Genomic DNA, 11374 nt, shown 5'->3' with positions numbered 1-11374 from the left:
CGCATTCGCCACGCAGCCAAATCCGGTCTAGAATAGGAAATCGGCTTCGTGTATGGAGCCGCGATCCCTTTATAGGGCGGGTTGGCGGGCGATGGCGCCCATTTGTTTGTTTGACGCAATTCCGGACGGAAAACCGTTTCACACTTTTCCTGGAATTGCTCGGAAAGAGCGTTGGGTGCAGCGATGACGAAATGGTCGCCGAATTCTTGGAGAGCAAAACCGATCAAGCAGGTTCCTGCCTATCCGGACCTTGCCGCGCTGAAGACCACGGAAGCCCAGCTCGCGACCTTTCCGCCGTTGGTTTTTGCAGGTGAGGCACGCAAGCTGAAGAAGCAGCTAGCGGCCGTCGCTGCCGGTGACGCATTCCTTCTCCAGGGTGGCGATTGCGCCGAGAGCTTCGCCGAGCATGGCGCGGACAACATCCGCGACTTCTTCCGCGTCTTCCTGCAGATGTCGGTTGTGCTGACCTTCGCCGGCGCACAGCCGGTGGTGAAGGTTGGCCGCGTTGCCGGCCAGTTCGCCAAGCCGCGTTCGTCCGACAACGAGACCAAGGGCGGGGTGACGCTGCCCAGCTACCGCGGCGACATCATCAACGGCATCGAATTCGACGCCAAGTCGCGCATTCCCGATCCTGCCCGCCAGGAGATGGCCTACCGCCAGTCGGCGGCGACGCTCAACCTTCTGCGCGCATTCGCGCAGGGCGGCTATGCCAGCCTGGAGAATGTGCATAGCTGGATGCTCGGCTTCGTGTCCGACAGTCCGCAAGGCGAGAAGTATGAATCGCTCGCCAATCGCATCACCGAGACGATGGACTTCATGAAGGCCGTCGGCATCACCTCGGAAACCAACTACGCACTGCGCGAAACCGATTTCTACACCAGCCACGAGGCGTTGCTGCTCGGTTATGAGGAGGCGCTGACCCGCGTCGATTCGACCTCCGGCGACTGGTACGCCACTTCAGGCCATATGATCTGGATCGGCGACCGCACACGCCAGCCCGACCATGCGCATGTCGAATATTGCCGCGGCATCAAGAACCCGCTCGGCCTGAAATGCGGCCCGTCGCTGACGCCGGACGGGTTGCTGGAACTCATCGATCTGCTCAACCCCGAGAACGAGCCCGGCCGGCTGACCCTGATCGCGCGCTTCGGTTCCGACAAGGTCGCCGACCATCTGCCGAAGCTGGTGCGTGCCGTGCAGAAGGAAGGCCGCAGCGTGGTGTGGTCGTCCGACCCGATGCACGGCAACACGATCGAGGCCGCTGGCTACAAGACGCGGCCGTTCGACCGCATCCTGAAGGAGGTGCAGACCTTCTTCGAGGTGCACCGCGCCGAAGGCACGCATCCGGGCGGTATCCATGTCGAGATGACCGGCAAGAACGTCACCGAATGCACCGGTGGCGCGCGAGCCATCACCGCCGAGGATTTGCAGGACCGTTACCACACCCATTGCGATCCGCGCCTCAACGCCGACCAGGCGATCGAACTGGCCTTCCTGGTCTCGGATTTGTTGAAGAAGAGCCACCCGGTGCAGCACAAGCAGGCCGTCAACGGCTGATTTTTCGGCGCGATCCGGATGAGGTCATGAAAAGGCGCCCGAGAAATCGGGCGCTTTTCAGCCCTGCGTTCGTGCTGCCGGCACAAGCCGCGAGGGGCAGGAACCGAAGGTTTCAGTCCTTCTTGTAGAGCAGCCAGCTCTTGCCGGCCCGGCCAGCCATCGTCGAGTGCCTGGTGACGCGGTTGCGGCCACTGACCTTCGAGCGATAGAGCGCCCGGTCGGCCTTGGTGTAGAGGTCCTCGGGCCCCTCGGCCTCGGATGCCATGCAGATGCCCATCGAGACGGTGACAGTGCCGTAATTGGTACCGGTCTGGCTGCTGGTGAACGGCGTCTCCTCGATCAGGGCGCGAATGCGTTCGGCTATCTCGTAGGTGGCATCCTCGCTTGCGCCCTCGATGATCAGCGCGAACTCCTCGCCGCCGGTGCGGGCGACGAACATGTCGCCGCGAATGCCTGTCTGGAAAATGTCGGCTATGATCTGGATGATCTTGTCGCCGACCGGGTGGCCGTAGCGGTCGTTGATGTCCTTGAAACGGTCGATGTCGGCAAGGATCAAGGCGTTGAACAGGATACCCTTGTTGCTGTTGTAGATCTTCGTAATTTCCTTGTCGAAGGCGCGGCGATTCCAGATATGGGTCAAGGGATCGGTATCGGCCAGCCGCTTGTATTCCTCGAGCTTCGACTTGACGCTCTCCAGTTCGGCAGTCTTGTCGCGGAGCGTCGAGGCCACCTGCCGACCGTGATCGATCGTCGAATTGGTGGCAACCGACATGGCATTGGCAATCTTCTGCAAAAGATCCTGAGACAGAAGGCTGCGGCCGCTGAGGCCACTCGATGTCTCATCGAGGATCCTGCCGTATTTCTCGATGTGGCTACGCTCGCTCCGCAACAGCGAGGCGACCTCTTCAAGCTCCTTGGCAATAACGTCCCTGGCATGCTCGACGATGCCGGGGCCATGGTTCTGGGCAAAGAAAGTGCGCCCGATCTGGTCCAGTTCATCCTGTGTCGGCCGGTTGCTGAGCGAAACGACGGCGAGGCTGAGTTCGCGATTGGTGCCGCTCAGGGCCTCGTAGAAGATCTCGTAGTTGCGCGGCAGGCCGAGCACGCCCAGCTGGCGCATTGTGGCGATGACACTGGCTGCGATGTCGGTCTTTCGTTCTGTGGGGACGGCTGCCAGCTGCATGTTCTGATCACTCTTCCCCTCGGATCCCGCCGTAGAATTTGCAGGTTCCACGTGTCGCCGTCCTGGGGAATGCCGCCCGATAGTCCACAATCTGCGACGAGACGCGTCCCCACCCACGACCGTCGCTTGCCGTGACCATAAATGCGCCGGCGCTAAAGTTTCCTTAATTTGTAAAGGCCGGACACGTTTTTCTCTATTTGCGGCTGTAGAAGCTTGAATGAAACTGAATTTCGCGTTCGCGGCGCCAGCATGTGTCGCATTTGCTGGCGCGTGGCTGCCGCAAAGCTGGAAACGTGATGGCGAAGCTCGTGCCAAGCAGAGTTTTCTCCAAGAAGGAGTCGCCATGAGTGATGGTCATCGAGGCTCGTGTCTGTGCGGAGCGGTCCGCTTCAGAACGCACGGAGCGCTGCGTGGCGTCGTCTATTGTCATTGCTCGCAATGCCGCAAGCAGAGCGGACATTTCTACGCCGCGACCAATGTTGCCAATGCCGATATCGTGATTGAGGGCAAGGAAAACATCACCTGGTACGAGGCGTCTGCCTTCGCAAGGCGTGGTTTTTGCAAGGCGTGCGGATCGGTGATGTTCTGGGAGCCGCGACACCAGGACTACATCTCAGTCATGGCAGGGTCGTTCGACAAGCCGACAGGCCTTGAGGGCGAATGCCATATTTTCGTCGGCGACAAGGGCGACTATTATTCGATCGACGACGGCCTGCCACAGTTTGAGAAATCGACACCGTCCATACCGGTCGCCGAATGATTCTTGGAAAAATCGCCTTATTTCGTTGATCTGGCCAGCAATTGCATTATCCCGTGCCGGTGATTCGGAAAGGGGTTTGGCATGCAGCGGCTGATCGGCGCTTATTTCAATTCGGTGCGGGCGTTTCGCAAGCTGGCGGCCAGCGAGAAGGCTTTCCAGCAGGAACTGGTGCTGCTTGCGCTTGCCTTNTGGTCGAAGTGCTGAACACCGGCATCGAGGCGGCATGCGATGCCTTCAGCCGCGAGTTCAATGTCGACATTCAACTGGCGAAGGACTGCGGTTCGCTGGCGGTGCTGATTTCGGTGCTCATCGTCGCCGGCGTCTGGGGCATCGCCATCATCGAGCGGATCACGGGCCTACCGATTTAGCAGGAGGTGCTGGAATATCCGGGTGATGGCGGCATGACCTGAATCTCAAGCACATCCAGCTCAGCTCTCCCTGGCGCGCTCCCTGTTAGCGATGTGACGGGCAACGAACCAAGCAAGGATCGCCACGGTCAGGCCGATGCCCAGCCCGACCAGCAACCGCTCGTGGCGCATCAATGCCTGGCCGATGAAGTGCTCGGCTCCCAGTCCAAAGACATAACCTATCGTGCCGAACAGCACCGCCCAGATCGCCGACGAAATAGCGTTGAGGATGACGAAGAGCGGCGCGGGGATATTGGAAAGCCCGGCCGCGATGCCGCCGACGAGGCGCATGCCGTAGATATAGCGGTTCGACAGGACGAAAATGTTCGGATGGGTGTTGAGCAGGCGAAAGGCGCGGCGAAAGCCGGGTCGCTTGCGCAATCTGACGACATAGCGATGGTCGGCAAAGCTACGTCCAAGGATGAAGAAGAAGGTATCGCCGACGAAGGCGCCGAGGCCAGCCGCGACAAAGGCGTGCCACAGGACGAAGACCTGCTGATGCGCGACGAAGCCGCCGAGGATGGCGGCACTTTCACCCTCGGCAACGCAGCCGAGAAATATGGCAAGCAGTCCATATTGTTCGATGAAATGATGGATGGCCTCCGTCATGAGGGCTGGGTCTGGGGGGCAAGTCGCTCGTCAATCCGCTTCACCTGTTCGGCTATCTGCGCGATCTCGTCGCGCATGCCGATGATCTGGCTGTGGCGCAGCTCGTCCAGCTTTTCGTGCAGCGCCATGATCTCGATCTCGGCTTTAAGGTTGACCTCGTAATCGTGCGCGGCGTCGAGACGGTCGCGCGCCGCTTGGCGGTTCTGCGACATCATGATCACCGGCGCCTGCAAGGCGGCGATCATCGAGAGGACGAGGTTGAGGAAGATGAAAGGGTAGGGGTCGAACGATTCTCGCCCCAGCAGCCACCAATTGGCACCGATCCAGAGGATCAGGAAGGCGATGAAGGACAGGATGAACGTCCACGAGCCGCCGACGCGCGCAATGGCGTCGGCGATACGGTCGCCCATGCCCTGAAGGCCGGCAAGATTGACATTGATGTCCTGCGCTATGGGCTTGCGGTCGACGGTACTCTGCAGCACCCGCCTCTCAAGTTCGCTCAGGCTCTCCGGGGTTCGCCTCAGCCAGCGATTGGCGAGTTCCGGCACGGTCTTGTTCATGGATGTCTCCATACAAAGCATCGGCTTGGCAGCCTGATTTCCATATAGGAAGATGCCGGTCGTCAAAAGCATGACGCGAGGACGCAAGCAGAATGGCCGATTTCGCAAAAATCCGCGCACGTGCCGCAAAACGCAAGGGTGGCGAAGCGGAGCTTTCGTCACTGCTGGGCCCCCTGCCCGACAATGCCGCCATGGCTGAGATCGCGGACGATCGCATTCTGTCTGTTATGGCCGAGCGCGTGTTTGCCGCCGGTTTCGTCTGGCGCGTCATCGAACAGAAATGGCCGGGCTTCGAAGAGGCGTTTCTCCACTTCGAGCCGAAGCGGCTGTTGTTCCAACCCGATGATTTCTGGCACGATCTGGCTTCCGACCAGCGCATCGTGCGCAATCCGCAGAAGATCAAATCCGTTCGCGACAACGCTGCCTTCGTCGAGCGCGTGTCGAAGGAGCATGGTGGCTTCGGCGAATTCCTCGCCAAATGGCCGGCCGACGACCAAGTCGGCCTGATGGCCTATCTCGGCAAACATGGCAGCCGGCTCGGCGGCAACACCGGCCAGTATTTCCTGCGCTGGCTAGGCTGGGATGCCTTCGTCATTTCGGGCGACATGGCGGCGGCATTGCGCGACTCGGGGCTCGAAATCGCCGAAAGCCCGACCTCGAAGAGAGATCTCGACAAGATCCAGGCCCAGATCAATCAGTGGGCGGCGCAGACACGTCTGCCGCGCCGCCACATATCGCGCATCCTGGCAATGTCGATCGGGGAGAACCATTCTCCGCAATCGTTGCGCGAATATATGGGTGACGACTGATCGCCGGCAGTGCGGCCACAATCAGTCCGAATTGGTCCAAACGAACGCCATTGCCCGACGAAATTTGCCGCGCTAAGTCAGCAGGCATGACCAAGATCCTCGACATCCTGCGCATTGCAATCGCCCAGCTAAACCCGACCGTCGGTGACGTCGCCGGCAATCTCGCCAAGGCCCGCGCGGCGAGAGCCGATGCTGCCCGCCAAGGCGCCGATCTCGTGCTCTATACCGAGCTTTTCCTTGCCGGCTATCCGCCGGAAGATCTGGTGTTGAAGCCGGCTTTCCTGAAGGCCTGCGAAAAAGCGGCACAGGACTTTGCCGCCGATACCGCCGACGGCGGTCCGGGCGTCATCATCGGCACGCCATTGAAGCGCAAGAGCGGCACGCACAATTCGATTGTCTTCGCCGATGGCGGCAAGATCATCGCCGAGCGCTACAAGCTCGATCTGCCGAATTACGGCGAATTCGACGAGAAGCGCGTTTTCCAGGCCGGGCCCGAAATTCAGGGGCCGGTCAATTTCCGCGGCGTGCGGATCGGAATTCCGATCTGCGAGGACATCTGGGGCGATGTCGACATTTGCGAGACGCTGGCCGAAAGCGGGGCGGAAATCCTGCTGGTGCCGAACGGCTCGCCCTATTATCGCGCCAAGATCGATGTTCGCCACCAGGTCGTCATCCGCCAGGTCATCGAATGCGGGCTGCCGATGATCTATGCCAACCAGCTTGGCGGCCAGGACGAGCTGATCTTTGACGGCGCCTCGTTTGCCATAGGTTCTAACAAGACACTGGCCTTCCAGATGAGCCAGTTCGAGGAAGCAATCGACGTCACCACCTGGAAACGGCAAGGCGAAGGATGGGTCTGCTCGGAAGGGCCGATGTCGAAAATCCCGGATAGGGAAGAGGCCGATTATCGCGCCTGCATGCTCGGCCTGCGCGACTACGTCAACAAGAACGGTTTCAAGAATGTCGTGCTTGGTCTCTCGGGCGGCATCGATTCGGCGATCTGCGCGGCCCTTGCCGTCGATGCACTCGGCGAGGAGCGCCTTCGCGCGGTGATGATGCCTTACCGCTATACCTCGAAGGACTCGCTGAAGGACGCCGAGGACTGCGCCCGTGCGCTCGGCTGCCGCTATGACATCGTGCCGATCTTCGAGCCGGTCGAAGGCTTCCTGCACGCTTTGACGCAGATGTTCGAAGGAACCAAGGAAGGCATCACCGAGGAGAATTTACAGAGCCGCGCGCGCGGCACCATCCTGATGGCGATCTCCAACAAGTTCGGCTCGATGGTCGTCACCACCGGCAACAAAAGCGAGATGTCGGTCGGCTATGCCACACTCTATGGCGACATGAATGGCGGCTTCAATCCGATCAAGGACCTCTACAAGATGCAGGTCTATGCGCTGTCGCGCTGGCGCAATAGCCATGTGCCGCCGGGCGCGCTCGGGCCTTCTGGCGAGGTGATCCCGAAGAACATCATCGACAAGGCGCCGTCGGCGGAATTGCGCGAGAACCAGACCGACCAGGACTCGCTGCCGCCCTATCCGGTGCTGGACGACATCCTCGAATGCTTGGTCGAGAACGAAATGGGCGTCGACGACATCGTTGCGCGCGGCCATGACCGGGCGACGGTGACGCGCATCGAGCATTTGCTCTACATCGCCGAATACAAGCGCCGGCAGGCGGCTCCGGGGGTGAAGATCACAAAGAAGAATTTCGGCCGCGACCGCCGCTACCCCATTACCAATCGTTTCAGGGATGGAGGCTAGACGCTGAAAGCCCGCGGCTGGCTTACATCAGCCATTGTTGCAAAATAATCGCAGTGGTTGGGCCAGATACACTTTTGGCGTGCGCTGATCTTGGCGATGCATCGGGGCGTCTCTATAAGGGGCCTCTCCGCGATTCATTTGCGGGAGGTCTGAATGGCAGTATTTCAAATGGTAATGCGAGGCCGCGAAGCTTAGGTCTCACCCGGCGCTCCGCGAAGGTTTGCCCTTCGAGCCGATGCCGGATTGAGCACAGGCTTATGCCGATGCCGGTCGCCGCCCGATTACGGGCGAGACGCCAAATATGCCACTCCGCTTTCCGGGCACTCATTGGCCCCTTGCGCGGCTTCTTCAATTTTCGACCTTACTGGGATCGGGCTCGTTTGCGCCCGAATGACATCATGGCTCGTTTTCGAATCGATTTGCGCGCGGGCGCGTTTCGCAGCGTTCTTGGCTTCACGCTCACCCATTGGCGGCGCCAGCCGTGGCGGCTTTCGCTCATCATGGGCGGCTTCCTGCTGTCGACGCTGGCCGATGTCCTGACGCCGCTCTATTCCGGCCGGCTGGTCGACGCCGTCGCCAGCAGCGCCGGTGCCGACGCGATTGCCTGGAATGCCGCGATGACGGCGTTTTCGATGCTGATGGCCCTTGCATTGACCGGCGTTGTTTTGCGCAACCTTGCCTTCATGGGCATCGTCGAATTGACGCTGAAAATGATGGCGGATATCGCTGCCGACGCCTTCCATCGCGTCCAGCGCTTTTCCACCGACTGGCATGCCAACAGCTTTGCCGGCTCGACCGTGCGCAAGGTGACACGCGGCATGTGGGCGCTCGACCTGCTCAACGACACGATCCTCATCGCGCTGCTGCCGTCCGTCGTCATGCTGGTCGGCTCGACGCTGCTGCTCGGCTGGTTCTGGCCGCTGATGGGCGCGGTCGTTGCCGCCGGTTCGGTGCTGTTCATCATGGTCACGACGATGCTGTCGCTTGGCTATGTCGCCCCGGCGGCAAGGCTCGCCAACACCTGGGACACGCGCCTCGGCGGCTCGCTGGCCGACGCGGTGAGTTGCAACGCCGTGGTCAAGGGCTTTGGCGCCGAGGAGCGCGAGGAGCGACGCCTCGCCAGGGTCGTCGCCAAATGGCGTGCGCGCACGCGGCGCACCTGGGTGCGCGGCACCATCAACGGCACCACACAAGGGGCGCTTCTGGTGGCCATGCGCGCCGCGGTGATCGGCCTGGCGCTGATGCTGTGGTCGTGGGGTCAGGCGAGCGCCGGTGACGTCGCCTTCGTTCTGACCTCGTTCTTCGTGCTGCAGGGCTATCTCAGGGATATCGGCACGCATATCCGCAATCTGCAGCGCTCGATCAACGATATGGAGGAGCTGGTCGATTTCCAGTCCGAACCGCTCGGTATCGAGGACCGGCGCGGCGCTAAGCCGATCCGGATCACTGAAGGACGGATCGGCTTCGATAACGTCACCTTTCACTACGGCAGTCACCGATCGGCGCTCTATCGTGATTTTTCGGTCGACATCGCGCCGGGTGAACGTGTCGGCCTGGTCGGCCATTCGGGTTCGGGCAAGACGACTTTCGTCAAGCTGATCCAGCGCCTCTATGACGTGAATGCGGGAAAAATCCTGGTCGACGGCAAGGACATCTCGCAGGTGGCGCAAGCGTCGCTGCGCGGGCAGATCGCCATCGTCCAGCAAGAGCCGATCCTGTTTCACCGGTCGCTGGCCGAAAACATCGCCTATAGCCGGCCGACCGCGACGCAGGATGAGATCGAACATGCCGCAAAGCTGGCGAGCGCGCATGACTTCATCACCAACCTGCCGAAGGGCTACGGCACTCTGGTCGGCGAACGCGGTGTGAAACTGTCGGGCGGCGAGCGTCAGCGCGTGGCGATCGCGCGAGCCTTTCTTGCCGATGCGCGCATCCTGATCCTGGACGAGGCGACATCGAGCCTCGATTCCGAATCGGAAGTGCTGATCCAGCAGGCGATGGAGCGGCTGATGGTCGGTCGCACCACGTTGGTCATCGCGCACCGGCTTTCGACGGTGCGGGCGCTTGACAGGCTGCTGGTCTTCGATCGCGGCAAGATCGTCGAGGAAGGCTCGCATGACGAGCTGATCCGGCTGAAAGGCGGCATCTATCGCCGTCTGTTCGAACGCCAGGCCCTGGAACTGACCAAGGGTCTGGTGATCTGACACTGAGGTGGCCGCCGGCTTCGGCCGACGGCCAGTTCGATTAGGCACTATCAGCCCGCGGAAGCGGGCAGCGCACATCTGTCGCCCAGAGTATACTGGCCAAGCAAATCCGACTGTGGAGTGCCTTTCCAGCTCCTGGGTTTGAGACGTCTGTTTACGTTACCCATCGAAGATGCGTTGTGTCCGTCATTGCCTAATATAAGCATACGCAAGCAACCGGAGCAGTCCTTACGATGCATCTTGTTTCCGCAAATGGCGGTCCCGAACAGCTTGCTGCGCCGTCGGTGCTGGAATCTCGGCACGGCTCGGTTCGGCCGCTCGCTGCCTCAGATATCGAGGGCGTCGCCGCACTCTTCCTGACCAAGTTTCGCCGGAGGCGCCGTCGTCTCCTCGAACGCGCGATCGCGGAGACGGCCGATTATATGAGAGAGATTTATCTTGACCCTGCCAGCCAGACCGGCGTGAGCAGCGCTCTCGTCCAGATCAACCGGCAGGGTCGTCTGGGTGGTTTCCTCGGCGTCCTGAAGGCCCGCTACGAGCTCAAGGGAGCGGCATTGAACGCGGCGATCATCGGTCCACTCATGGCCGACCCCGGCACCGATGACGGTACGGCCGGACCGCAATTGCTGCGTGCCTTGCACCAAGGCGAATTCGATCTGCAGCTGACCGATTCGGCCAACCGGACATCTTTGGCCTTCGCGCGCCCGATGAAATATCAGCTTCTGCCGGTGCATTGTCTCGGATGGACCTATGTTTTCCGGCCGGCCGCGATGGCCGCCGCCACGCTGCACCGTAAATGGCCCGGCCTGCCTCGCTTGGCGCTCGATCCCTGCGCAAGAGCATTGGATAGTCTTGCGAAAAGAAGGTTCGAGCCCCCCGTCCAGGCTTCGCCGTCGCAACGCGTCCACTGTGAGCCGATCGATGCCGCGCAATTTGCCGAGCGGCTGCCGACCCTCCTGTCCGATTACTCCCTTCGTCCGAGTTGGAAGAATGGCGAGTTGCCACGGCTGCTCGCACTGGCGGCCGAGAAGCGGGCCGACGGCCCACTTCATTTTGGTGGAAGCTACGACGAAACGGGCAAAATGCTCGGTTGTTATGCCTTCTACGGTCAAGCCGGGGACATCGCGAGCCTGTTGCAAATCCAGGCGTCCGGATCGCACTGGCGCGCGACGCTGGATGGTCTCATCGCGGCCGCGTGGGAAATGGGCTGCGTGGGCATCACCGGGCAGACTCAGAGCAGATTCATGCCTCAACTCTTCGGCTACAAGAATCTCTTCTTCCGCTATGCCGGGGGGACGATGGTCCGCTCGCGAATCGGCGAGGTTACGGAAGCGGTCCGCTCCGGCGATGTCTTTATCGGTGGGGTGATGGGCGACCGCTGGACCCGCCTCAGTTCCGATGACTTCGGCCGCTGATCGCCTTCAACGACCGTTCGGCGGCGCCACCGGCTGGCTGCGCTCGGACGTGGCGGGCGCCGCCGGACTGGCCGCCGCCTAAGCGCCGACCAGGCGCACACCGCCCG

General features: G+C 61.3%; 9 protein-coding genes and 1 pseudogene. 7 read left to right on the top strand and 3 right to left on the bottom strand.

Annotation, left to right across the window (positions count from 1 at the left end):
- Window positions 1–183: 183 nt before the first annotated feature.
- Window positions 184–1557 (top strand): 3-deoxy-7-phosphoheptulonate synthase class II, encoded by a 1374-nt coding sequence (locus X744_RS165045; protein WP_023757490.1) that lies wholly within the window; start codon window positions 184–186, stop codon window positions 1555–1557.
- 112 nt (window positions 1558–1669) lie between these two features.
- On the opposite strand, the gene X744_RS165050 is transcribed toward X744_RS165045, so the two are convergent.
- Complete coding sequence (locus tag X744_RS165050; protein ID WP_023757489.1) at window positions 1670–2740, bottom strand: diguanylate cyclase; 1071 nt, start codon at window positions 2738–2740, stop codon at window positions 1670–1672.
- A 343-nt stretch (window positions 2741–3083) separates the two neighbouring features.
- On the opposite strand from X744_RS165050, the gene X744_RS165055 reads away from it, so the two are divergent.
- Both X744_RS165055 and X744_RS01000000169250 read left to right on the top strand, forming a co-directional pair.
- Window positions 3084–3500, top strand: a complete 417-nt coding sequence (locus tag X744_RS165055; RefSeq protein WP_023757488.1) for a GFA family protein — start codon at window positions 3084–3086, stop codon at window positions 3498–3500.
- An 81-nt stretch (window positions 3501–3581) separates the two neighbouring features.
- Window positions 3582–3868: pseudogene (locus tag X744_RS01000000169250) on the top strand (diacylglycerol kinase).
- A 60-nt stretch (window positions 3869–3928) separates the two neighbouring features.
- On the opposite strand, the gene X744_RS165060 reads toward X744_RS01000000169250, so the two are convergent.
- Both X744_RS165060 and X744_RS165065 read right to left on the bottom strand, forming a co-directional pair.
- On the bottom strand, window positions 3929–4516 hold the full coding sequence (locus X744_RS165060; RefSeq protein ID WP_023757487.1) for a DedA family protein: 588 nt from the start codon (window positions 4514–4516) through the stop codon (window positions 3929–3931).
- Window positions 4513–5076, bottom strand: coding sequence for a DUF1003 domain-containing protein (locus X744_RS165065; protein ID WP_023757486.1), 564 nt, complete (start codon window positions 5074–5076; stop codon window positions 4513–4515). The genes X744_RS165060 and X744_RS165065 overlap by 4 nt, the downstream gene beginning before the upstream one ends.
- Window positions 5077–5168: 92 nt before the next feature.
- Between X744_RS165065 and X744_RS165070 the strand changes: the two genes are divergently transcribed.
- The 4 genes from X744_RS165070 (at window position 5169) to X744_RS165085 (ending at window position 11267) form a co-directional block, all read left to right on the top strand.
- Window positions 5169–5885 carry a DNA-3-methyladenine glycosylase I gene (locus X744_RS165070; RefSeq protein ID WP_023757485.1) on the top strand — a complete coding sequence of 239 codons (717 nt, stop codon included), beginning with the start codon at window positions 5169–5171 and terminating at the stop codon, window positions 5883–5885.
- Between the two features lie 86 nt (window positions 5886–5971).
- Complete coding sequence (locus tag X744_RS165075) at window positions 5972–7648, top strand: NAD+ synthase (RefSeq protein WP_023757484.1); 1677 nt, start codon at window positions 5972–5974, stop codon at window positions 7646–7648.
- A gap of 398 nt (window positions 7649–8046) precedes the next feature.
- A complete protein-coding gene (locus tag X744_RS165080; protein ID WP_023757483.1) occupies window positions 8047–9852 on the top strand; it encodes an ABC transporter ATP-binding protein in 1806 nt (601 codons plus the stop codon).
- A gap of 233 nt (window positions 9853–10085) precedes the next feature.
- A complete protein-coding gene (locus X744_RS165085; protein WP_023757482.1) occupies window positions 10086–11267 on the top strand; it encodes a hypothetical protein in 1182 nt (393 codons plus the stop codon).
- Window positions 11268–11374: the final 107 nt, after the last annotated feature.

Source organism: Mesorhizobium sp. LNHC252B00 (assembly GCF_000502955.1).
Taxonomy (GTDB): Bacteria; Pseudomonadota; Alphaproteobacteria; order Rhizobiales; family Rhizobiaceae; genus Mesorhizobium.
Note: the sequence above shows the minus strand (reverse complement) of the source record. Positions and strands in the feature narration are given on the sequence as shown.